19 protein-coding genes are annotated in these 23,707 nt (G+C 59.2%); 10 read left to right on the top strand and 9 right to left on the bottom strand.

The features are described 5' to 3' along the window. Positions 1 to 12: 12 nt before the first annotated feature. The 4 genes from ACOYW0_RS17425 (at position 13) to ACOYW0_RS17440 (ending at position 4,386) form a co-directional block, all read left to right on the top strand. A complete protein-coding gene (locus tag ACOYW0_RS17425) occupies positions 13 to 909 on the top strand; it encodes an exopolyphosphatase (protein WP_482415079.1) in 897 nt (298 codons plus the stop codon). Then, a complete protein-coding gene (locus tag ACOYW0_RS17430; protein ID WP_482415080.1) occupies positions 899 to 2,185 on the top strand; it encodes a (Fe-S)-binding protein in 1,287 nt (428 codons plus the stop codon). Before ACOYW0_RS17425 ends, ACOYW0_RS17430 begins: the two co-directional genes overlap by 11 nt. An 88-nt stretch (positions 2,186 to 2,273) precedes the next feature. After that, on the top strand, positions 2,274 to 3,029 hold the full coding sequence (locus tag ACOYW0_RS17435; RefSeq protein WP_482415081.1) for a metal-dependent transcriptional regulator: 756 nt from the start codon (positions 2,274 to 2,276) through the stop codon (positions 3,027 to 3,029). 133 nt (positions 3,030 to 3,162) lie between these two features. Further along, a complete protein-coding gene (locus ACOYW0_RS17440) occupies positions 3,163 to 4,386 on the top strand; it encodes a DUF2325 domain-containing protein (RefSeq protein WP_482415082.1) in 1,224 nt (407 codons plus the stop codon). A 267-nt stretch (positions 4,387 to 4,653) separates the two neighbouring features. Here the strand turns inward: ACOYW0_RS17440 and trmB are convergent, their stop codons facing one another. Further along, a complete protein-coding gene (trmB, locus tag ACOYW0_RS17445; RefSeq protein ID WP_482415083.1) occupies positions 4,654 to 5,319 on the bottom strand; it encodes a tRNA (guanosine(46)-N7)-methyltransferase TrmB in 666 nt (221 codons plus the stop codon). Positions 5,320 to 5,332: 13 nt separating this feature from the next. Further along, complete coding sequence (locus tag ACOYW0_RS17450) at positions 5,333 to 6,475, bottom strand: THUMP domain-containing class I SAM-dependent RNA methyltransferase (RefSeq protein ID WP_482415084.1); 1,143 nt, start codon at positions 6,473 to 6,475, stop codon at positions 5,333 to 5,335. Between the two features lie 352 nt (positions 6,476 to 6,827). Here ACOYW0_RS17450 and ACOYW0_RS17455 point away from each other — a divergent pair, with 352 nt between their 5' ends. From ACOYW0_RS17455 to ACOYW0_RS17480, 6 genes are all read left to right on the top strand, one after another. After that, positions 6,828 to 7,541, top strand: coding sequence for a YfaP family protein (locus ACOYW0_RS17455; RefSeq protein WP_482415085.1), 714 nt, complete (start codon positions 6,828 to 6,830; stop codon positions 7,539 to 7,541). 280 nt (positions 7,542 to 7,821) lie between these two features. Next, positions 7,822 to 9,615, top strand: coding sequence for an FHA domain-containing protein (locus tag ACOYW0_RS17460; protein WP_482415086.1), 1,794 nt, complete (start codon positions 7,822 to 7,824; stop codon positions 9,613 to 9,615). Beyond that, positions 9,612 to 11,108, top strand: a complete 1,497-nt coding sequence (locus ACOYW0_RS17465; RefSeq protein ID WP_482415087.1) for a hypothetical protein — start codon at positions 9,612 to 9,614, stop codon at positions 11,106 to 11,108. Before ACOYW0_RS17460 ends, ACOYW0_RS17465 begins: the two co-directional genes overlap by 4 nt. Positions 11,109 to 11,284: 176 nt before the next feature. Next, positions 11,285 to 12,229: an FHA domain-containing protein gene (locus ACOYW0_RS17470; RefSeq protein WP_482415088.1), complete on the top strand. Its 945-nt coding sequence runs from the start codon at positions 11,285 to 11,287 to the stop codon at positions 12,227 to 12,229. A 243-nt stretch (positions 12,230 to 12,472) separates the two neighbouring features. Continuing rightward, positions 12,473 to 15,133, top strand: coding sequence for a protein kinase domain-containing protein (locus ACOYW0_RS17475; protein ID WP_482415089.1), 2,661 nt, complete (start codon positions 12,473 to 12,475; stop codon positions 15,131 to 15,133). A 183-nt stretch (positions 15,134 to 15,316) separates the two neighbouring features. Next, positions 15,317 to 16,108, top strand: a complete 792-nt coding sequence (locus ACOYW0_RS17480; RefSeq protein WP_482415090.1) for a protein phosphatase 2C domain-containing protein — start codon at positions 15,317 to 15,319, stop codon at positions 16,106 to 16,108. Between the two features lie 152 nt (positions 16,109 to 16,260). Here the strand turns inward: ACOYW0_RS17480 and ACOYW0_RS17485 are convergent, their stop codons facing one another. The 7 genes from ACOYW0_RS17485 to pepF form a co-directional block, all read right to left on the bottom strand. Next, positions 16,261 to 17,649, bottom strand: coding sequence for a vWA domain-containing protein (locus ACOYW0_RS17485; protein ID WP_482415091.1), 1,389 nt, complete (start codon positions 17,647 to 17,649; stop codon positions 16,261 to 16,263). A 195-nt stretch (positions 17,650 to 17,844) separates the two neighbouring features. After that, on the bottom strand, positions 17,845 to 18,756 hold the full coding sequence (locus ACOYW0_RS17490) for an AAA family ATPase (protein WP_482415092.1): 912 nt from the start codon (positions 18,754 to 18,756) through the stop codon (positions 17,845 to 17,847). 288 nt (positions 18,757 to 19,044) lie between these two features. Next, the gene (locus tag ACOYW0_RS17495; protein WP_482415093.1) at positions 19,045 to 19,737 is read right to left on the bottom strand and encodes a regulatory protein RecX; all 693 of its coding nucleotides are present in this window, start codon (positions 19,735 to 19,737) and stop codon (positions 19,045 to 19,047) included. Then, entirely contained in the window at positions 19,734 to 20,444 is a 711-nt protein-coding gene (tsaA, locus tag ACOYW0_RS17500) for a tRNA (N6-threonylcarbamoyladenosine(37)-N6)-methyltransferase TrmO (protein ID WP_482415094.1), read from the bottom strand. The genes ACOYW0_RS17495 and tsaA overlap by 4 nt, the downstream gene beginning before the upstream one ends. Positions 20,445 to 20,581: 137 nt before the next feature. Further along, entirely contained in the window at positions 20,582 to 20,995 is a 414-nt protein-coding gene (locus ACOYW0_RS17505; RefSeq protein WP_482415095.1) for a hypothetical protein, read from the bottom strand. A 240-nt stretch (positions 20,996 to 21,235) separates the two neighbouring features. Next, positions 21,236 to 21,658, bottom strand: coding sequence for a hypothetical protein (locus tag ACOYW0_RS17510; RefSeq protein ID WP_482415096.1), 423 nt, complete (start codon positions 21,656 to 21,658; stop codon positions 21,236 to 21,238). Positions 21,659 to 21,892: 234 nt separating this feature from the next. Continuing rightward, positions 21,893 to 23,692 (bottom strand): oligoendopeptidase F, encoded by a 1,800-nt coding sequence (pepF, locus tag ACOYW0_RS17515; RefSeq protein ID WP_482415097.1) that lies wholly within the window; start codon positions 23,690 to 23,692, stop codon positions 21,893 to 21,895. Between the last annotated feature and the right edge of the window lie 15 nt (positions 23,693 to 23,707).

Genomic DNA, 23,707 nt, shown 5'->3' on the forward strand with positions numbered 1-23,707 from the left:
GGAAACAACACCATGCGAATCGTTACACGACCCGATTTTGACGGGGTGGTTTGCGCCGTCGTGCTGGAAGAAGCCCTGGCCCTGACCGAACCGACCCTCTGGGTCGAACCCAACGACATGCAGCAGGGCAAGGTTGAGGTCCGTCACGGCGATGTCATCGCCAACCTGCCCTTTGACCCCCGGTGCAGCCTCTGGTTTGATCACCATGCCACCAACCGCGTGACAGCTCCCTTTGAAGGCTCCTTTGATGTGGTGCCCTCGGCTGCGGGCCTGGTCTGGGACTACTACCGTCGTGGCCTGTCCGCGGACCTTTCCGAGCTCATCCGCGAGACGGACCGCATCGACTCGGCAGACCTGACCCGGGACGAGGTGGAAACCCCGGAGTCCAACCCGTACGTGCTGCTCTCCATGACCATCTTCGGTCGCAAGCAGAAGGATGCCCCCTACTGGGATCGCCTGGTGGGCCTGCTGCGGTCACGGCCCATCCATGAGGTGATGGCCGACCCTGAGGTCAAGCGCCGCTGTGAAGCGGTGGTGGCCCAGAACAAGGAGTACCGGGAGCATCTGAACTCCTGCACCCATGTGAAAGAGGGGGTCTCCATCACCGATTTCAGGGGCTATGAAGAGGCACCGGAGGGGAACCGCTTTCTGGTCTATGCCATGTTTCCCGACGCCGTTGTCAGCGTGAAGATACGCTACGTGGACCGGGCCAGGACCCGGGTGGTGCTCAGCGTGGGGCACAGCATCTTCAACGTCGGATGCAACGTCCATGCCGGGCACCTTCTGTCGAAGTTCAACGGAGGCGGCCACTTCGGGGCTGCGGCCTGTACCTTTGACGCCTCCCTGGCCGATAAATACATTCCCCGCATCATCGGGACCCTGCAGGAAAATAAGCCCCATGAGCATTGATCTGGTCTCCCTTGCCGATGCCGCTGAGAAGATGGCGTCCCTGTGCAACCGGTGCGGCCTGTGCCAGGCGGTCTGTCCTGTCTACAAACGCACCGGCCTTGAAGGGGATTCGGCACGGGGAAAGCTGGCCCTTATCACGGCCCTTCACGAAAACCTCACCGATGCCCCGGCCGAAACCCTGGCCCGTTTGAACCGGTGCACCCTCTGCGGCGGCTGCAAAGCCACCTGTCCCCGGGGGGTGGCCACGGTGGATGCCTTTCTCCTGGCAAGAAAGGCCCTGGCCGAGGCCGCACGGCTGTCCGGTACCAGGCGCGCCCTGCTTCGTCAGGCCTTTGCCGACCCGAAGCGCACCGCCACCCTTGCCGCACGGTTTGCGGCCGTGCAGCGGCGCATGATCACCTCGCCGGAGGATGCACGGGTGGCCCTTGCCGGTCGCTATCCGGTACCGAAGATCACGCGCCCCTTTTTCACCGAGACCTACACCCCGAACGAGAGCGGTGCTCCGGCAGCCAAAGAGGCCGGCGCCCCGAAAGCGGAGGTGGTTCTCTTTGCCGGGTGCCTGGTGGACAAGGTTTACCCCTTTGTGGGTGAGGGTCTTGCGGGGCTGCTCACCGATGCCGGGGCCCGGGTTCACGTGCCCAAAGAGCAGGGATGCTGCGGGATCCCCTTTCTCACCGAAGGGGATGAAGAGGCCTTTCTCCAGGCCGTGAAGCGGCACCTCGACCTTTTTTCTGCTCTGGATTTCACCCATGTGGTGACTCCGTGCGCCACCTGTACCCACGCCATCAAGCATCTCTGGCCCAAAGTAAAGGAGCAGCTCTCCGATGCCGAAGCTGCCCTGGTGGACCGCATCGCAGAGGCGGTGTGCGACGGCAGTGACCTGCTGGCACAGCTTGGGGAAGGCCCCGGGTTTGAAAAAGAGGCAGGCGGGCTTACCGTCACTGTTCACGACCCCTGCCATGGGCGCCATAGCCTTAAAAATACGGAAAATACACGGTCGCTCTTGAAAAAGGCGGGCCATACCCTGGTGGAGATGGAGCAGGGGTGTTGCGGGCTGGGGGGAAGCTTCGGCATGAAGAACCGCGACCTTTCCCTTTCCATCGGAGAGGGGTGCCTTGCCCGCATCGAGGCCACCGGAGCCGACGTGGTGGTCACCTCCTGCCCGGGGTGCATGGCCCAGATCGAAGCCCTTCTCAGGGGGGCCGGATCCGGGATCCGGGTGCTGCACGTGGTGGAAATTCTGGAAAATCCCCTTGACAGCCCTGGGGACTCCTGATTTATATTCGGGTAGACGAAAAAAAATGCCTATTGTAAAAAATACTGTTTACAAACGCATCAACCATACAGATGGGGTTAAATCTCTGATGTCGCAGATTGAAGAACTCAGTGCAAGCCTGGAAGACTACCTTGAGGCGATCTATCACGTTGTCTCGGAAAAGCAGGCCGCCCGTGCCAAAGATATTGCCAAAAAGACCGGGGTGAACAGCTCGTCGGTCACCGGCGCCCTGAGGGCTTTGGCTGAAAAAGGGTATATCAACTACGCCCCCTACGACCTGATCACCCTGACACCCAAAGGTCAGAAACACGCACGGGACGTGGTTCGGCGCCATGAGGCCCTGAAAGATTTTTTCATCCGGGTTCTCTTTATCGAGCCCATTGAAGCCGAAGAAACTGCGTGTAAGATGGAACACACCGTCTCTCGCTCTGTCCTAGACCGCATTATCTCCCTGATGGAGTTCATTGACCTGTGTCCCCGGGCCGGTACCGAGTGGCTCGGCCAGTTTGCCGCCCGCTGTGAGAAAGAGTCTCCCCTTGACGAGTGCAAGGGCTGTCTGGAGCAGTGCATCGGCGGGCTCAGGGACCTGGGCGGGCTGGATCCTGACTCCGGGGTGACCCAGAGCCTTTCTTCCCTTGGCAGCGGAGAGCGGGGCCTTATCGTCAAAATTGCCGGCAAAGGCAACGTGGCCCGGCAGCTCAAGGAGTCCGGGGCGGACGTGGGGAACATCATTGAAGTGGAAGCCGTTGACGATTCCGGTGAGGTGATCCGGGCCAAGGTGATGGGATATCATCTGGACCTGCGGAAGGAAGATGCCGAAAAGGTCGTCGTAAAAATGTTTTAGCATAAACGATGCCGTGAGAGTCGTTGCTGCCTTCAGGTCGAGGGCAGCAACGGACCGGGGTCGGGAGTAGGGGACTGCTCCCTTTTTTTTGTATATAATGTTTGGTTTGCCTAAAACTCTTAGGAGGTAAAAAATGTTTGAGGGCCTGCTGGAAGGAATTGGAATGGAACCTGCGGCAAAGGAGACCGAGGACTCTGTGCTTTTTCAATCCTTTTGGGATATACCGACGTCCTTGAAATGCCCGGTGGTTGGGCTGGGAATCAGCGACGAGGAGGGGCGGCGCATTCTGAAAAAATGCGGTCGCCGGATCAAGGCCCTGGCACCCTGGGAGGTGCACCGGGATATCATGGAGGAGGTGGGCTCGGGTACGGCCGTGGCCCGGCGCGTGGACGCTGTATTAAAGCGCAAGTTCGCCGACGCCCTGGACAAGGTAAAGGCCCTTCCCGAAAAAGAGCTCCTGCCCCTTCTCAAAGCCGCCATCGCCAACGGGGAGGCCGCCGAGGCGTTGTATTGCGTTTCCATGCGAAAGAACCTTGCCGTGGATGTGCTGGTGTCCGTGGTGGGGGAGGCCCATATGATGGGGCACACCACCGCAACGGATCTTCTGGAGGCGCGAAAAAAAGAGGTGAAAAGCGCGGGAAAGGTCAAGGAACTCACGGAGAGCCTGGATACCGAGAGGCGCGAACGGCGACGTCTGGGCCGCGAACTGCAGGCGATGGTCGATGAAGTGCGGGAGCTTCGCCAGGCCCTTTCAAAACAGGCCGAAGCGCCAGTGGTGGTCCCTGAGATCCGGTCGGAACCCAAAGCCGTTTCTGTGGATCCCGATGCGCTGAAGCAGGAGAGGGACAAACGGAAAGAGCGGGAACGGGAGCGGGACGCCCTGGCCCGTGAAGCCCGTAAGCTTGAGCGGGAAAAGCGCAAACTCAAGACCCGGGTTTTGGAGATTGAAAGCGAAAACAAGGCCCTGGCCGATGAGGTGATGAGCCTTGCCATCGGACGGCCTGCGACGTTGCCCTGTGAAGGCCGGGGGTGCAGCACCTGCCCGGAGATGGAGACCTGCAGTCGAAGGATTTTGATGGTGGGAGGCCTTTCCCGCATGGAGCCCCACTACAGGCGGGTGGCCGAAGCCAAGGGCCTGGGGTTCGAGTACCACGACGGCACCATGAGCGGTGGGAGAAAGTGCCTTGAAAAGCAGGTGAGCCGATGCGACATGGTGGTCTGCCCTGTGACCTGCAACAGCCACAACGCCTGCCGAAGCGTGAAGAAACTCTGCTCCAAGCACAACAAAGAGATCCGCTTTCTCCCCACCTCCAGCATTTCTGCCCTCACCGGCGTGCTTCTCGATATGCCTGCGTAGGGAAACCAAAAAGCGTGCCTCCGGCGGGCAGGGGCTACAGCCCCTGCATCCCAGGTTTGCAAATGCTCCGTACCTTCGTTCCTCAGGTACTTCACATTTGCTGACGGGCTACGCCGTAACAATGCAACGCGAGATTCTGAGAATAATCGGTAACGGTGAAAGATTTTACACGTTTTGCATCCCATAACAGGCGCTCCGCAGGAGCGCCTGTTATGGGATGCCACCTGGGGTGCAGGGGATCATCCCCTGCCCGCCGGAGGCATTTGTTTAATTCAGGCAGAACCGGATGTACTTGATGAGGCGACCTTCCTTGATGTAGCGCTTTTCGTAGGTGGTCTGGACGGCGGTGGCGTCGCCTAAGTCCTCGCTTACGCTGTAAAGGTCGTTGGTGTGAAAGAGGATGTCGGCCCCGTTTTCTTTGAGGCTCTCCAGGGAGAACTCATAGAGGGTGGGGTCGTCGGTTTTCAGGTGGAGCAGGGCTCCGGGCTCCACGATGTGTCTGTATACGTCCAGAAACGATCCGGCCGTCAGGCGTTTTCGACCGTTGACGGTGCGGTTGTACGGATCGGGAAAGGTGATCCAGGCTTCGGAGAGCTTCTGGTCCCCCAGAAAGGGGATGAGGTACTCCACCCGGATCCTCACGAACATGACGTTGGTGAGTCCTTCCTCTTGGGCTTTCAGGGCTCCGATGTAAAGGCGGTCCGCCTTCAGATCGACCCCCACATAGTTTTTGTGGGGGTTGCGCCGGGCCAGGTCGATGCAGTACTCGCCCCTTCCGCAGCCGATCTCCACCACGGTCTCCTGCGCCTTTGCAAAGGCGTGATCGTCCCAGCTTCGATTGACAATGCGGTTTTCCGCGTCCACGATTTCCGTGTAGATGACGTTGGGAAAATTGTGGATCTCCTCGTAACGCATCAGTTTTTTCTTGGCCATACCTTCCGATCCATCAATACAGGTTGTATTTGCAGAGCCTTCCGTCCAGGCCGCCGTTCATGAGCGGACGCTTCCACTCGGCTTTGAGGCCCAGGCTCCCGATGAGCTCCCGGTTTCCGAAGTAGATGAAGGCGGTGGACCCCTTGCATTCGTTTTTCAGAAAATCACCGAACTCTTTGTAAAACTGTTTCATGTCCTCTTCCCTGCCGAGCCGGATGCCGTAGGGCGGGTTGCAGACGATGAGGCTCTCTTCCTGGATTTCAAGCTTCCGGAAATCCTTGGCGATGATGGGCACCTGGTCGCCGCCGGGAAGGTTGGACATGTTCTCCCGGGCCGAGGCCACCGTGTTTTTGCAGATATCGCTGCCCATGATCAGGCCCTCTTCCGGGGGCTGGATGCGCCGGGTTGCCTTCTGACGCTCGGCTTCCCACAGCTTCTTGTTGAAGTTGGGAAGGCGGGAGAGGCCGAAGTGCTTCCGCAGGTAGCCTGCCGGGATGCCGCAGGCGAACATGTGGGCTTCGGACAGGATGGTGCCGGAACCGCACATGGGGTCCACCAGCGGGGTCTCCAGGTCCCATTCGGTCATGGAGAGGATGGCGGCCGCCAGGGTCTCCTGCATGGGCGCTTCCACACCCTGGGTGCGGTATCCGCGCCGGTGCAGGGAGCCGCCGGAGGTGTCCACGCTGATGCTGGCACGGCCCTTGCGGATATGAAGGTGAAAGATGACATCCGGTGCTTTTTTGTCCACATCCGGGCGAACCCCGGTGCGTGCGCGGAAATAGTCGCAGATGGCGTCTTTGAGCTTGAGTGCCGCAAAATGGGAGTTATTGAACGCCTCGGTTTCCGAAACGTTGGCCACAATGGCAAAAGACCCGGTGGGGCGGAGGAAATCGCGCCACTCCATGGTCCGTGTCGCCCGGTAGAGTTTATCGGCGTCCGGGCACCGGAACGAGATCAGGGGGGCCAGGATGCGGGTGGCGAGACGTGACCGGAGGTTGATGCGATAGAGCCCTGCCTTGTCGGTCGTGAAGGTCAGAATTCCGAATTCGGTTTTGATCACCTCGGCGCCAAGCCACGAGAGCTCGCGCGTCAGCTCCTCTTCAATACCGGGAAGTACCTGTGCATAATAGAGATTCTGTTTTTGATACGTATACATGGGAAGGCAATATACACCTATTTTATGGGTTCCTCAATACCAATATAGGCCCTGGGGACAGGCGAATGAACACAGGCTGAACAGCCGGGTCAAACTGGTTGAAAAAGGTGGGAAACCAGCCGCGGCCCAAGGGGCGGCCCGAGAAAAAAAAGCCCGGTGTTCCCCGGGAGGGGGTGACCCGGGCGTGATGTGACAGGAATCACTGTAAATGGGACCCATTGTGGTGTAAGGGAAATGGGTGGGTTGGTTTTGATTCTCAGGATACGTGATGCGCGCACACTGATACTCTAAAAATGAAGGGGGGACAATGAGTCGGACAATGGGCTGGATGGCATTTCTGTGTTCATTATGGATGACTGCGGCGATTTCTTTTGCCGCTGAATGCTCCTGCTGGGATGACCGCGAACGCCATGAGGTGGAGGGCTTCTCCGAAATTGAAGGGGCCGTGGTCCTCTCCTTTAAAGACGCCGTGAGCTGCCGTCCCCTTTCAGGGGCCGAGGTGGTGCTCTCTTTTCCCGATAAGGCACGAACCCTCCGCACCGGGCCCAAGGGCTACATCGTCATGCCGGAAGAGGTGGTGGAGGCCATGGACGAAGGGTCCATCGGCGTTGCCCTCTCCAAGGACGGCTACATCCCTTTTCAGGCCTCTCTTCCTGTGGAGGCCGGGACCATTCGCCACCGGCGGTTTCTGGTTTCCAGAAAGATCCCTCTTTCGAGTGTCCGTTTTGTGCTCCAGTGGGATGAAAGACCCAAAGACTTAGACCTTCATCTTCTCAAAGACACCAGCCTTCATATCTCCTACAGGCACATGCGCTCCGTCCCGGACCTTGCCCGCCTCGACCGGGACGACATGGACGGCCTCGGTCCCGAGACCCTCACCCTGGACCGCATCGACAAAGGCGCTTCCTATCGTCTTTTTGTACATAACTATTCCGGTGAAGCCCCGCTGGGCGGGGCCCGCGTGAGCGTTTACGCCAACGGCAAGCTGGATCGGGTGGTGGTCCTGCCTGAGGTTTCAGGGGCCCGGGCCGACGTTCTGACGATCAAAGACGGTGAGATACGCTAATCTCCGGTGTTGACGCGGTAATGAAAATTCGCTTTATTTATGCTTCTTAAGCAAAAAAAATTGTCTGGGGAGCGTTTCAAATTTAGAAGAAATCATGCTTGCCCGAAGGGTTAGAAAATCGAGCGGTAAACGGTGAATTATAGATTGTATTTGTGAAATGCCCAAGTATTTCTTGGTAACTGTCTGTAATGATATTTTATTGGTTTGTCGTAGTCGTTTTTTAATGAAATTTCCGGGCTTGGGGTGTGATCCTTCATTTTACGATGATGTGGAGTAGGGCATGAAAACCGTTCGATGGGCAGTTGCTCTTTTGTTTCTTGCCGCCATGGCAGCCGTGTCGGTGCAGCCGGTGCGGTACCATTTTCTGACGAACAAAGAGGTGGCCCCGATTCCGGACCACACCTCCTACCGCAAATCCATGGAGGAGCTTCTCCCGGAGAGGGTCCGGGCCATGGCCGAGGGCCGGGAGTGCCGGGATTTTCTCATTCCGCCCAAGGCCGTGACTGGGGATGCCCGGGGATTGCCCCATCTTCTCATGGATGTGCGCATGGCCCTGGGGGGCCATACCGGGTGGCAGCTCTGCGTGGATGACGGCGTAAAAGAGGCCATGATCAAGCGCTGGGACGAACGCTTTAAACTCTGGGGGGCCATGGGCACCGGCCGGGAGATGATCGCCCACGTGCGGAGCCAGAAAGACGCGGCCATGAAAATCCGGTATTCGGCCCTCTGCTCGGTCCAGGTGCTGACAGGAGGCGGCAACGACCGGCGGGTGGTGGTGACGGTCAACGATGAAAAGCTCCAAAGCAAGCTTTTTGATGTGTCGGTTTCCTTTATGGCGCCGGACACCTTGAATGCCCTGACGTCTCAAAGGGACGCGGCCCTTGCCGGTCTGGCAGAGGAAAAGGCGCGGGCCGCACGGCAGCTTACCTTCCTGGGGGGCCTGGGGGTGGCGTTCCTGATCTACCTTCTGGGCTGGGGGCTGTATGCCCGCGGGGCAAAAAAGAAAAAGGCGGCCTACCACGCATACCTCATCGACGAGATCGAAAAACGGGAAGAGCTGATCCGAAACGGCCATTACGTGGCTGCCCTGGACCTTGCCGACGAGTACCTGTCCGTGTTCTCCAAAGACACGGACGTCAAGGCCTTCAGGGAGAGGCTGGTGGACTTTACGGGCGGGGATCCCAAAAAAGCGCAGCTCGCCTGGGTGGAGGCCAAAAAGCTGGCCCAGCGCCTGGCCTCTGCCGCGCCCCTGGAGAACGGCAGGTACCTTCTGCCCGATGAAAAGCGCGACATCGCCGGCCTGCTTCCCTACCATGCGGACCTGAAAAACTCCTTTGACCGGCTCCTGGCCATGGACGAGGCCGCTGAACAGGAGCGGGCGGCAGCTGCCGAGGGCCGTTTTACCGAGGTTCGGGAGGCTTTCCGGCAAGGGAACCTGGACAGAGGGCGTTCTCTTTTGGAGCATTTTCTGGCGGTCTACCCCGAGTATCCCGAAGCCGTCTCCATGAAAGGGGCGCTGGCGGTACCTCGCGGGCGGCACTTTACCTTAAAAACAGCTCAAGGTGCCAAGGTGACGGTGGTGGCCGGTGACCGGTTGACCCTGGGGCGCGGTGATGAAGGGACTGCCCCTGACGTGGTACTTTCCGACCGCAGGGTCAGCAGGCGGCACCTTTCCCTGGCCCTGGACACGGGGACGCTTACGGCCTCGGATCTGGGCAGCGCCGGGGGCACCTACCTTAACGGCGATGCCATTGAAGGCGGGGCCACCCTGAGCGAGGGAGACCTGCTGACCCTCTCCCGGGTGATCAATTTTGATGTGTCGTGCGTTCAGGCAAACGGGGACGGTGTCACCGGCGCCCTGCTCCAGGGAGATGATTCTTTCCTCTGCCTGGTGCGCAGCGAGCTGGCCCTTTCGTTTTCAGACAGTGGCGCAGGGTGTAAAGAAGGCCGCGTGACGGTCTGGCGATCAGGGGAGACCGTGTGGGTGGCCACCCCGACCTCCCTTGTGTTCCCCGCAGAACAAAGCGTGTACCGGGTGGAGGCCACCCTGGAGATCAAGGAGGTGACGGCATGAAGACCGGATTCAGGATGACGGCAATGGTGATGATGGCGCTTCTTCTGGCGGGTTGCCTTGGGGCAAAGCCGACACCGGAAAAGGGGGCGGTGGATAACGTTCCCCCAGCCGAAGCCGCGGCGGAACGCATCCGCCTCAAGGCCATGCGGGCTGAAGCCAGGGCGTTCATCGCGGAAAAGAGAAAGGACCCGTCCCTTTATATCGGTGAGGGCACGGCTAACATCGGGGCGGACCTGGGCAAGGGAAAGCTTGAAGCGAAAAACCGCGCCAGAGAGGAACTGGCGCGGCAGATCCGCGTGAAGGTGGAGTCTGATTTCCAGCTCATCACCGAAAAACGCGGGGCCGGGGCCTCGGCTGCGGTGCAGCAGGAGATCACCCAGCGCCTGGAGACCTACACCAGCCAGGTTCTCACCAATGTCCGGGAGAGCGACTTTTTCATCGATTACCCCAAAACCGGCACCGTCACCGTGCTGGTGTTTATCCCCAAGGAAGCCTACGAGGTGCAGGTTAAAGAGGACCTGAACCAGAAAAAAGAGATGGTGGTGGAGGCGGTGAGGCAGGCGGAAAAGGCCCTGAAAAACGGGGAGCACGTGCGGGCCCTCAAGCAGTTCCTGGAAGCCGGAGCCATGCAGAAGGCCTTTTTCGGGCGGGTGCCGGTCTATGCCGAGATCGACGGGGACGGCCTGCGCGACGAGCTGTCCAACCACGTGGCCTTCCGGGTGGCAGGCATCACCGGGCGCATCCAGCTGAGCCTCCTCAACGACACCTTTCTCTATGACCCCGAAGGCCGCCTGGAAAAACAGCCCCGGATCATGGCGCGGTATTTAGGGGCCACGGGCTCCGGACAGCCCGTGACCAACCTTCCCCTGGCTGTCTCCTTTGCCGAGGGACAAGGGCAGGTGGCCCCCGGCGTCACCGGGGTTTACGGTCAGGCCGAACTGGCCGTGGGCAGTGTGGACCCCAGCCTGAAAACCGCGGTTCTCAAGGTGACCCCCGACTTTTCAGCCCTGGGCGATTTTTCAGCCTACGACCTCTCCCCCATGCGCCCCCTGAAGGTGGACCTCACCCGGAAACGGGCCGTGGCCCTTCTGGTGCGTTGCAAACACGCGGATAAGGGGCTGAACGTGAGCGGCCTCACCGATGCCGTCACCTCCCTGCTCCTGAACCGCAAACTCACCGTTGTTCCCGTGGACCAGGGCCTGACCCCCGCTTCCGTTAACGGGGACGCCCTCAACGCCGATTACCTCCTGACCGTGGAGGTGGACCCCAGCGGCGGGGGCACCGTGGGCAGCTACGCCAACATGCACGCGGCCAGGTGCGGTGCAGGCCTTTCGCTTTACACCCTTCCCGCCAAGAGCCTCACTCGGAAAGAGACGCTTTCCCCACAGGAGGGGTTTGGCGTGACAGCCGAAAGCGCCGTGTGGGATGCCTTCGGCAAAAGCCGTGAGCCCATTGTCAAGGCTGCGGGAACGATGATGAAAGGGATTCAATAGCAGGTGGAAAATACAGGCCTCCGGCGGCCAGGGCCCCAGGTTGCGGATGCTTCCCTTCGTTTCCCGGGGGTAAACATCCGCGAAGATGTTCATAAAACCACCCCAATCTGATTGTCAAATTTTTCAGGAATGTTGTCCCCGGCAGGGCCGCCGGGGGATTTTTCATAAGGGATATCATGAGTCAATTTTGTGAGACATGCGGTGAAAAGGTCGAGGCGCTTCACCTGTATTGTACGGCCTGCGGAGCCCAGGCACCCATGAAGACCATTGTGGGGAGCTTTGCCGAGCCGGTCTGTGAGAACCCGGTGTATTGCTGCGGCTGCGGCAAGCCCGCGGCAAAAGAATCGGCATTTTGCGGCTGGTGCGGGGGCGACCTTTACAAAAAAGAGAGGGGCGCTTTGTTTTTTTGTCCCTGGTGCGGACAGCAGCTCGGAGCCGAGGCGAAAATCTGTTCGTCCTGCGGCGGCTCCATGGATGAGTGGTTTGCCATGAAAGGGGCCGTGGCCCGGGATCTGGGCTACAGCGGAGAGCTGGTGATCAAGGAGAAGATGACAGGTCTCACTTACCGTTTCCGGCCCGGAAAAGGGGTCACCATCGGACGGGCGCCGGACAACGATATTCCCATCACCTGTGCCTGGGTCTCCTCTCGCCATGGACGCATCGACGGCCCAAAAGGATCTCTGGAGGATCTTTCCAGTTCCAACGGCACCTACATCAACCGCAGCCCCGATCGCATCGGCAAGGTGCCCCTGTACGACGTCCGGGAGTTCAACATCGCGGGCAGTTTTACCTTTACCCTGGAAAAAGGCCCGGGCCTTTTCGCCTTTCGCCTCACGGCCATCCTGGACGAGGAGGAGTGCCTTAAGAACGGCGATCCGGCCTCTTTTGAGTCCCTTCGGAATCAGTACACCATTCTTTATGAGGGGGACCAGGTCCTTTATATCCGAAAACTCGACGGACTCCTGACCCTTGCCCCGGACCCGGCCTACGATCATTACAAGGTCGAAGTGGCCGACGGCTGCTACCATTACACCGACGAAAAGCGGGGGATAAACGGGGTGCTGCTCAAAAAAAATCGGGGGAACTGGCCGGTGAACTGGGTGATCACAGCGGGTGGATAGGGCATCCATCTGGGGCTCAACAGTTTACCTTCTATGGTTCATGTCGGTACCGAAAGCCTGCCTCCGGCGGCGAGGTGAGCCACCTCGATAGCAGGTTGCGAATGCGCTTTTGATTTTGATTGGTTTGAAACTGTTTTTAAAACCTGTTTGTTAAACTTTGTAAAAGTTTAGCCCCCGGCAGGGCCGCCGGAGGCTCTTTTGTACTCGTGATGCGTCAACTTTATATGGGATACTGGAGGGGTGATGGCGTTTTGTGCTTCGTGTGGCAAGGAGTTGGATGCTGGGGGAAAGTTCTGCATCCATTGTGGCACGCCGGTGGGCTCCACGGCGGCAGGGGGAGACGGAAGCGGAACCGGAGCGGTGGATCCGTACAAGACGGTGGTGAAAGGGGCCCCTGCCTACGGCGTGGTGAACCTGGAGCAGCTGCCCGAAGGGCACGTCATCGATGATCGCTATGAAGTCAGGGCAAAGCTCGGCCAGGGGGGCTTTGGGGCGGTGTACCGGGTCCATGACCGGAAGATGGAGTGCGACAAGGCCCTGAAGGTGCTGCCCGAGGCCGTGGCCTCGGACATTGAGGCCATGGAGAGCATCCGCAAGGAAGCCGTGACCATGGCGAAGCTCAACCACCCCAACATTGTGCGTATTTTTGAGTTCCAGGACCGGGGGGCCGTTACCTACATCGACATGGAGTTCGTGGACGGCAAGAGCCTCACCGAGGTGAAGATGGATGCCCCGGACAAAACGCTCTCGGAAGCCGAGGTGGCAAAGGTTGCCGAGGGCATCGCCCGGGGCCTTGCCTACGCCCACGAAAAGGGGGTGATCCACAAGGACATCAAACCCCAGAATATCCTCATTACCACGGACGGCACCCCCAAGGTCACGGATTTCGGCATCTCCGAAACCGTCAAGAGCTCCATGAGCCGCATCGCCAACTCCAGCTCGTCCGGGACCCTTCTCTACATGGCACCGGAACAGGTGAGGGGACGGGACGTGGGGCGCGAGTCCGATATCTACAGCTTCGGTGCCCTTCTGTACGAGCTTCTCTCCGGCCATCCCCCCTTTCACAAGGGCGCCATCGAGCATCAGATCCTCAACGAACCCGTGCCGCCCCTGCAAGGGGCCAGTGCGCCCATGAATGCCCTTGTCCTTCGGTGCCTGGAAAAGGAGTACTCGAAACGGTTTCGGAGTTTTGACGAGGTGCTGGCAGCCCTTGAGGGCAAGGAGGTCTCTCCTGCACCTGCATCGGGGCCCTTACGCGACGCCGATGCTGCTGGGTCTCAGGAACCCAAAGGCAAGAAAAATCTCGGTCTCGTGGCAGCCGTTCTCGTTGTGGTTGCCCTTGCCGTCGGTGGATTTGCCCTCATGGGCGGCGGTGGTGGTGATCCGTCGGATCCCGTTGCGGAGAAAAAAAACTCCCAAGGGGCGGTGGACATGGCAACCCTCTCCTTTCCTGAGCAGCAGGATGTGAAAATTGCCGCCTGCCGGGAGGAGATTTCCAGTCTTTCGTCCGCGGTGAGCGACATGAAGGCCCGCATGGATTCGGGCCAACCCCTTGAAGGGGACAGCACCAAGGCCATGCTGGGCCTGATCAAGGAGAAGAGGGCCAAGGCAGAAACCATGGCCACCCTCATTGAGGAAAAGGAGGCCTGGGCCAGAAAACGCCTGGAAGAGGACATCGCCACCTACAAGGGGCTGGTTGCCACCGAGGAAGGACGAAGCCTTCAGGCCGCGGCCTGGAACGAGCTCATCGGCAAGTACCCGGAGAGGGCCGAAGGGATTGTGGCCTATGACACCGATGCCCTGCTGGATGGGTGCCGTCTCTTTGTGGAGACCGAGCCCCGGGGCGCAGAGGTAAAGATCACGAATATCCGCCCCGCCTTTTTCTCGGGTATCCGGCTGACGCCGGGCACCTACGACATCCGTGCGACACATGACGGGTATATCCCGGCGTCCTCATCGGTGGCGATCACCGAAGGGGGCGGCGAGATGCGTGTGAGTCTTCGCCTGGAGCCCTACGCCAGTCTCACTGTGACGACCCAGCCCGAAGAGGCCCGGGTCATCCTGAAGGGGATCAAAGAGAAATACAGCCCCGGGGTCCGGCTGAAGGCCGGGGTCTACAAGGTGCTGGTGACCGCTGAGAATCACATGCCCGTGGAGCGCAAGGTGACCCTTACGGCCGGCAAAGCCGAGGCACTCTCCATCGACCTGGTTGCCATGCCTCGCCTTTACGTGACCACCACGCCTGAACATGCCGATATTCGGATCAAGGGAACCAAGGCGACCTATACGCCGGGTATGCGCCTGGAACCGGGGCGCTACACGGTGGTGGCCAGCGCCGAAACCTATCGGGTTGCCTCACGATCCGTTACCCTGGATGGGAAAGGCGACACCAAGCTTCACCTGACCCTGGAGAAAAACACGGACGATTGCCTCTTTCCCATGAACGGCATCACCCTGGGCGTCAGCACGGTAAGGGACTTACGGGCCGCGGGTGTGCAGTGCAAAAGCATCGACGACGACACGGGCAAGCCTTATCTCTACTACACCGTGGACGGCATCGACTTCTGGTACGACAAAGACTCCGGCGTGGTGGATTACCTGCCCTTCAGCAAAGGCGACATGCTTCACGAGAGCCTCGTGGCCATGGGGTTTGACCACGACAAATCCTACAACGACTGGTTAAAGGTCCTCAAAAACAATGGGTTTGAGGTCACCGTTGCCAAAAAGCCCACCACGGACAGCTACAAAGGGCGAAAGTGGCTCAGGGCCGAACTCAAAGGCACCAAGACCACCCCGTGCGGCATCAGCCTCAAGATCAAGCTCGACTTCAGCTGGGGAAAAGGCAGGTACGTCACAGACCAAAAAACCCTGAACGGAATCTATATCTGGGGGAAAAAGGTGTGAGACAGTAAGTAGGTAATAGGTAATAGGTAATAGGAGATAGGAGATAGGGCGTGGGGTGTTGGTGAAGACAGGGGCTGTTACTGTTCAGCACCCGTTTGCCTCGGGCGGCCCTGCCGGGGACTGAATAGTTCGGATTTCCTATGGTTTTTTTGGCCGTGGGCAGATCAGAGAGATGGACGCGTTATGTTTTCTTTTTTGAAGGGAGAGGCTTCTCTCCATGCGGCCAAAAGCGATATCGGGAAAAAGTACACCCACAACGAGGATTCGTTTTTTATCCCCGAGGCAGATGCCACCTGGGCGATCACGGAGGAAAAAATTGACGCGGGGGGCAGGCTCTACCTTCTGTGTGACGGCATGGGGGGCGGCCAGGCAGGAGAGGTGGCCAGCAGCCTGGCTTCAGGGTGGCTGGCCCGGGATTTTTATGGGGATCCCAAGGAAGAGATTCCGCCGGTTCGTCGCCTGGCGGAGCTGGCCTGCGAGACCAACGCACGGCTTTACGCCCTGGCTGAAGCCTATGACGCCTACAAGGGCATGGGCACCACCCTTGTGGCCGCCCATGTGCGGGACGGGCTCCTGAGCCTCGTCTCCATGGGCGACAGCCGGGCCTACCTTTTTCGAAACGGTACCCTGCGCCAGCTCACCGAAGACCATTCCGAGATCTGGCCCCTCTACAAAAACGGCTCCCTTACCAGGGAAGAGCTACGCACCCACCCTCGGAGCCATGTCCTCACAAAGGCCCTGGTGGTAAGGGAAACCATCACTGAGGACGATCTTTTCATGGATACCGAATCCCTTGAAGACGGCGATTTTCTCCTTTTGTGCAGCGACGGCTTGACGGACATGGTGCCCGAAGAGGAGATTATGGGGATCCTGGGAAAAAAGAAAAAGATGGCGTGGAAGGCCGAGGCGTTAGTGGCTGCTGCCAACCGGCATGGGGGGCGGGACAACATCACGGTGGTTCTGGTGAGGGCGTAGCCGCGCAGTTGGTCTTCGTGGTATCAGGCGGTGCGGGAGCCGCACCCTACCGTGTGACGCATGGCGGTCGGCGTCAGGATGTTGGACCGGATTCGCACGTACCGACAACCTATCTCCTATAACCTATTTCTCTCTCTTCTATTGCCTGTTTTTTAAAGCACCAACTCCTGAATAAAATCGACAAGCTGATTCAAATTGCCGCAGGCGCGGACTTCGTGGCAGTGGGCTTTGTAGGTGTACATCTCGGAGTCCCCTTCGGTCCACTGTTTCTCCTGTTCGGGGTTGAGCCAGATGATGCGGCGGCACTTGTCCCGGAGTTGCCTCAGGATGTGGTCCTGGGGGTTTTGGTAGTTGGAGCGGGCGTCGCCGATGATGATGAGGGTGGTTTTTTTGTCCAGATCCTGGAGGTGGTCGTTCTTGAAGGTCTGGAAGGCCATGCCGTAGTCGGTCTGGGCGTAGTAGTTGATGGGGGCGTCCTTCATGATGGCCTCGATAGCGTCGTTGACCTCTTTTTCGATAAAGTGGTCGGTGACCTCGGCCAGCTCCGAGACAAAGATAAAGCTCTTTACCTTGCTGAAGCACTCCTGCAGGGCATACAGGATGTTGAGCATGAAGCGGGCCGTGGACCACACCGAGCCCGACACGTCGCAGAGCACCACGATTTTCCCTTTCCGAAGGGGCTTGTCCTTTCGGATGATTTCGATGGGAATGCCCAGGTATTTACCCGCCCGGCGCAAGGTCTTCTTGACGTCGATCTCCCCTTTCTTGGCCACAGAGTAGCGAAGCGTGGCGATCTCTTCGAGTTTTTTCACCAGTTGGCGGATCACGTCCCGCACCTCTTCGATCTCGTCGTCTGAGAGGGAGGAGAAGGGGACCTGGCCGATTTCGTCGTAGTGCTCCTCGTTGTGGGCCACGGTCTTGAGGCCGGAGTTCTTGGTCTTGGGCTCCTTGGTGAGGATGTCGTAGGCGCTCTCTAAGCGGCGGGTGAACTCCTCTTCGATGCTTGCCTTTACCGAGTCGTCCACCACGGCGTGGTTGCCCCCGAGGAACTGGAGCACCTTCTCCTTCATCTGGTTGATCTTGAGCATCACCTCCAGGCGGCTGGAGAGCTGGGTCATGTTGGACTTCAGGCCGGTGGCGGCCTGCTCTTCCTGGGTGTGGAGCTTGTTGATGAGGTCCAGGTAGTCCAGGGGCTTTCCGGCCATGAAGTCGAGGATGGCCTGTCTCATGGCGTCTCCGTCGGCCTCCATCTCTTCGGCCAGGCGGGCGACGACCTCATCGAATCCCTGGCTCTCCGGCGTGACCTCCACCCCGGTGAGGTCGTTTTGCATCTCATGGAAAAAGAGGTTGTAGAGCCGGTCAAAGCGGTCCTGGTCCCGGTGGCTCTTGGCAAAGTTGGTCCGCAGCACCGTGTAGAACTGAAACTCATCAAAGGGATCCACAATGGCCAGCTGCCGGACCACATCCAGCACCTCGGCGGTGGAGACCCTTAAATCCGCTGCCCGGCAACAGTTTACAAATCGTAATGTCAGATTGACCATGGATGCCTCCAGCGGCAGGGGATACATCCCCTGCATCCCAGGTTCGCACATGCTCCTCCCCCTCGTTCCTCAGGTTCGTCACATGCGCTGACGGGCTGCGCCCGTTATTATTGTCTCGGTGATTCGGTCATTGATATACCCATCGCAGAAGCGAAGGAAAATGCCGGTCTGCCACCTATTACCTATCACCTGTTTCTAATTGGGCAACAGATCGGAGATGTTTCGTTTCACCAGCTCGTAGTCCGCTTTGTATTTGAGCAGCGGGTTCAAGGTGGTGGCCACGATCTCCGGGGAGAGGTCTTCGATCTGGAGGGTGAGAAGGGCGGTGGCCCAGTCGATGGTCTCGGAGATGCACGGTTTTTTCTTCAAGTCCATGTCTCGGATCTTGGCGACGATGGTGACGATTTTTTCCAGGAGCGTCTCGTCGATGTCCGGGAGCTTGATGCGCACGATGTCCATCTCGGTTCCGATGTTGGGGTAGTCGATGAAGAGGTGGATGCAGCGTCGCTTGAGGGCGTCGCTCATGTCCCGGTAGTTGTTGGAGGTCAGAAAAACGATGGGCTTGGTGGTGGCGGTGATGGTGCCGATCTCCGGGATGGAGATCTGGAAATCGCTGAGGAGCTCTAAAAGAAAGGCTTCGAACTCGGGGTCGGACTTGTCGATCTCGTCGATCAAGAGCACCACGGGCTCTTCGGACTTGATGGCGGTGAGTAAGGGCCTTGTCTGGATGAATTTTTCCGAGAAGAAGGCGTCTTCGTGGGCGGCGATCTCATCCACGGCCCCTGCCAGGCTGGTGGTATCCGAGACGATGTCGTTGATCTTGTCCTTGAGCATCTGGGTGTAGAGGAGCTGTTTTGCGTATTCCCACTCGTACAGGGATTTGGACTCGTCCAGGCCCTCGTAGCACTGCATGCGGATCAGGGGCCGTTCAAGGGCCTTGGCAATGCTTTTGGCCAGCTCGGTTTTGCCGACCCCAGCAGGACCCTCCACCAGGATGGGTTTTTCCATGGTCACGGCCAGGTAGACCACCGTTGCAATCTCCCGAGAGGAGATATACCGCTGGGACTCCAGCCTCTCTTGAACCTCCAGAACACTTTCAAATTCCATTGTTGCCCCCTTGAACCGTGAAAATCGGGTCCGGGAAAATATTCGGACCCGTAAAAATCGCTTTTATGCTCTGCGCGGGGTCAAACCGTGTTGCCGCACCAGTCGGGCACCTGGCTCTTTACCGACCGTACTATTTTTGAGGCGCACGAAAGGCGCCACCCCGCATCACGTTGTGTGGATCAAATCATCATGCATACCAATCAAGGGGTGAAAGAGCAAGGAAAATAGGCATGGATTCCGAGTGGGGCTGAAAGCAAAAAGAGGAAACAGTAAGGGTAGGAATAGCGCTTATTCCAGCTCTCCCTCTTCCTTCTCCCGGAGGAATTGGTCGACGGCTTCCCGTGTGATGTCGAAGGTAAATCCCTTGCCGGCCAGAAAGGTATAGGCCTTTTGCTTGAACACAGCGGGCTCGGCTTTTTTCCACTTCCATGCTTTTTTGCGGAGCAGGGTGAGGGCGGCGGCGGTTTCGTCCAGGCCCTCTTCAAGAAGGCGGTCGACGAGGGCTTCATCGACTCCTTTGAGCCGGAGCTCCTGCTTGAGCAGGTAGCGCCCCTTGGGCTGGTTTCTCAGGCGGGAGTCGATCCACTCCCGCGCAAAGGCCTCGTCATTGATAAAGCCTGCCTTTTCGGCCCGGTCAAGGGAGAGCTCTGCGGCTTTTTGGGAAAATTTTTTCTCCCGGAGGCGGCGCATGAGCTCGGCCCGGCTCCGGGAGCGAACCCCCAACAGGCGCAGGGTGCTGGCCCAGCAGCGCTGCTTTTCGTCTTCAAAGGCCCTTTTTTTGACCTCGGCGGGGTCCATGACAGAGCCGCGCTCCAAAAGGGCGGCGTCAAAGGCGTTCATGCTGAAGGCTTTTTTCCCGTTCAGAAAGATGTCGGCCTTTCCGGGGCGCTTTTCGCTGTAGTCAATGTCGGTGATTTTCTGGGGCCGCTTCGGGGACTCATCCGGGTCGTGGTCATCGTCCCATGGGAAAGGATCTCTCACCGGGTGATCTCCGTGATGGTGGCGTGGGTGCCTTCGGCGCTCCAGCGAATGTTCAGGTCCCAGAGGCAAAAGCCGAAGGAGGCATCTTTTTTCCGGGCGTCGTAATAGGCCGGTCTGGGGTCTTGCTCCACCACCCCGGTGATGATCCCCTTGAGGTTGGGGTAGGCGGTTTCCGAGAGCCTTGCCAGGGCCTGTTCTGCTTCCGGGGAAAAGCTCACCGAAAGCTTCGGTTCGGGCTTGTGGGCGGCAAATCCTCCGGTGGCATCGCTAACGGCGTCCACATAGGGGATGTAAGGCTTGATGTCCAGAACCGGGGTGCCGTCCAGGATATCGAGGCCCTTGACGTGGATAAGGATTTTTCCCTTCTCCTCGCTCACGGACAGGAGGCGCACCACGGAGAGACCCACGGGGTTGGGGCGAAAATTGGATCGGGAGGCAAAGACCCCGATTTTTTTGTTGCCCCCCAGGCGTGGTGGCCGCACCGTGGGCTTCCACTCTCCCCGGGTGGACCGGTCAAAGAAGAAGATTACCCAGATGTGGGAGAACCCCTCCAGCTCACGCACCGCCTCGGCGCGGTTGTACGGGGGGATGAGCTCGATGTGCCCCACGGCTTCGGCGACGATGCCCGGTTGCCGGGGAACGCCGAATTTTTCGGTGAAGCAGGAGTGCACGGTGCCGATGGGCGTCAGTAAGGGGGGCTGTTCCATGGTTGCTGCGTCTGTCTCTGGGGTTGCTGGTGGTTGTGTCGCAAGAAAAAACGGTTTTGATCGGTCCTATATCACAGGACGGGGACTTTAAACACGGATGTTTTGCGGCGCACGGACAGACGATGGCCAGCGACCCTTCAGCGTTTTGTCATGATGCGGAGGTAGCTCTCGGCGGCACCGGCAAGGATTTTTTCCGTGGAGGGGGGGAGCTTTCCCTGGCCTGTGGCAAGGATGGCCCCGGTGATCCGGCCCCGGATGAAGTGGCAGGCCAGGCTGTTGCCTTCGGAGACCTGGATGATCACGGTTTCGGCCTGGGTAAAGTCCACGGGGCCTGAAAGGGTGGCCGCGGTCCGCTGGAGCACCCAGGCCATGGGGCCGATGGATGCGGCGTTGCCCCTGGGAGTGGATGCCGCCACCAGCTCTCCGTCGTCATCGACGATAAGGGCGTGGCTGAATCCTCCTTTGAGCCGCGTGTAGTCCAGCAGGTTGTCGAGGGCTTCTCTCTGGTTGTTTGAGCGTTTGATCCGGCGTTCCTGGTTTACTTCTATCATACAAGTCTCCCTGGTCCCGTGGGTTCGGCTCTGTGGGTCGGTGTGAGCGAGGTGGTTTGAATCGGGATACCGAACATGACGTGTAAATGCCTCATCTTTAAAGCATACTCGGGCGGTTTGATTCAAGAGGGAATATTGGAAAAAAAAGGGGAAAACGGGCAGGTTGCCTGAACAGGCGGTGGGGCAGAGGGGCGGCCATGGCCCCGCACAACGGGCCGGAGCACGGCAAACGGGCTTTTTTCAGCTTGTGGTGCTCCGCAGGATGCGCTCGTAGCCGTTGGCGGCCCGGGCGAAGATTTTGTCGGCGGAAGGGGGGATGCGGGTTTTGGAGAGAACCACGATGGCGCAAGGGGTCCCGTTGTCCGCCTTGAAAAAGTAGCAGGCCACGCTGTCCCCCCTGGAGGTCTGGGCCGTGATGGTCTGGATGTCGGGATAGGTGGCCGCCTTGGAGAGGTACCCGGCCGTTTTTTCCAGGATCAGGGCGATGTCCTTCATGCGCGGTGTCTGGTCTGCCTGGTCCGAGCGGGCAACGACTTCTCCCTTGCGCAGGATGATGGCGTGGGCGAACCCTCCGTAAATTTTGGTGTAGTTGAGAAGATTGGTCAGGGATTCCTGGCGTGTTTCAGATCTGTTGAAACGGCGCTCCTGCTTGATGGCGTCCATGGGTACCTCCTGGCTGGGTATGGCGTTTTTTCGCAGGCGTATGGGGCTGTCCCCCATGGCATTCGGCGCATTGGCCGGTGGCGGGTGACGGGGCGGGCCCTGATGATTTTTAAAGGGATGATTAGAAACACTATACCTGAAAATGCCGATGGATGCGAGAAGGAACACAGGGATGGAACAGGGAGACGTGGAATGCCCCCGGCCCGGGGGCCGGGGGGGATTGTGTGACACGGATCAGGCCAGAAGGGCTTTTAAACGCTCCACCAGGCCCCCGAAATGGGCGATGGTGTTGTTCACCGGGGCAGGGCGGGTCATGTCCACACCGGCCACGCGAAGCTCATCCACAGGAAACATGCTGCCCCCCAGGGTGAGGAATTCCATGTATCGGGAGACCGCCCCCTCTTCTCCTTTGATGATGCGCCCTGCAATGTCCAGGGCCGCGGAGATGCCCGTGGCGTATTTGTAGACGTAGAAGGAGGAGTAGAAGTGGGGGATGCGCAGGCACTCCAGCTTCAGGGCCTCGTCGACGACAAGGGTGTCGCCGAAGTAGTCGGCAAGGAGGCTTGCGTACAGGTCGGTGAGGGTTTCCAGGGTGATGGCCTGGTTGTCGGCGGCCATGGCGTGGATACGCATCTCGAACTCGGCAAACATGGTCTGGCGGTAGAGGGTCCCCCGGATGTTGTCGATCTCCCGGTTGATGATGTAGGTCTCCATCTTTTTGTCCCCCTTGTATTTTTCCAGGAGGTATCGGCCGAGGAGGGCCTCGTTTAAGGTGGAGGCCACCTCGGCCACAAAGATGGTGTAGTCCCCGTAGATGTAGGGCTGGGTGGTGCGGGAGTAGTGGGAGTGCATGGAATGGCCCGCTTCGTGGGCCAGGGTAAAGAGGCTGTTGATGCTGTTGGCGTCGTGGTTGAGCAGGATGTAGGGGTTGGAGTCGTAGCAGCCAGACGAGTAGGCCCCGCTTCGCTTGCCCCGGTTTTCATACCGGTCCACCCAGCCGCCGGTGAGCCCTTTTTTCAAGGTGTCCACATAGGCCGTGCCCAGGGGGGCCAGGGCGGCCAGGGTGACCTCCACGGCTTCGTCGTAGTCCATGTGGAAGGTGACGTCCGAGGCCAGGGGCACATAGGTGTCGTAGATGTGAAGGGCATCGACGCCCAGGGCTTTTTTCCTCAGGTTCAGGTAGTCGAAGAGGGGGGCAAAGCCGTTACGCACGCTGTCGATGAGTCCGGTGTAGACCTCTTTGTCCACGTTGTCGGTGAACAGGGCACGGGAGAGGGTGGCGTCGAATCGCTTGGCCTTGGAGATGAACAGGTCCTTTTTGATGGCTGCTGAAAGGGAGGCGCCGATGGTGTGCTTGTGGGCCTCGTAGGCGGAATAGTAGGTGTCAAAGGCGTTTTTCCGCACCTCGCGCTTCGGGTTCATGAGAAAGGCGATGAAATTCCCGTGGGAGAGCTCGTGGGGGGTGCCGGTCTCGTCTTGGATGGTGCCGAAGCGCAGGTCCGCGTTGTCCAGCTGGCTGAAGATGCGGGAGGGGGCTGCCATGGCCTCGGCGGACATGGCCAGCAGCTCCTCCACCTCTTCGCTTCGGGTGTGGGGCTTGAAGCGCAGGATTTTCTCCAGGAAGAACCGGTAGTCGGCCAGCTCCTTGTGGGCAAGGAACCCTTCCATGGTGGCGCTGTCGATGGCCTGGACCTCGGGGGTGAAGAAGCTGGAGGCCTGGGCGATGCGGGCGTACAGGTTCACGGCTTTCTGAAAGAGGCCGTCGTAGTCGGGGTTGGTCTTGTCCTCGTCGTTGCGCAGGTGGGCGTAGGTGTAGAGAAGCTCCAGGGACCGGTTGACGGAAAGGTCATAATCGATGGCCTCCTTGAGGACCGAGGCCGATTCTCCCAGGCGGCCCTGGTAGGTTTTGTAGCCTGAAATCCTGGCCTCGGTTTCCCTGAAGAGGGTCTCCCAGGCCGCGTCGTCGGCGAACATGGGGGACAGGTCCCATTTGTGAGCGTCGGGTATATCGTGTCGTTCGGGTATGGTGGACATATTTTAGCGTCTCCT

This window comes from Desulfoluna sp. HI9BLuna (assembly GCF_056829775.1).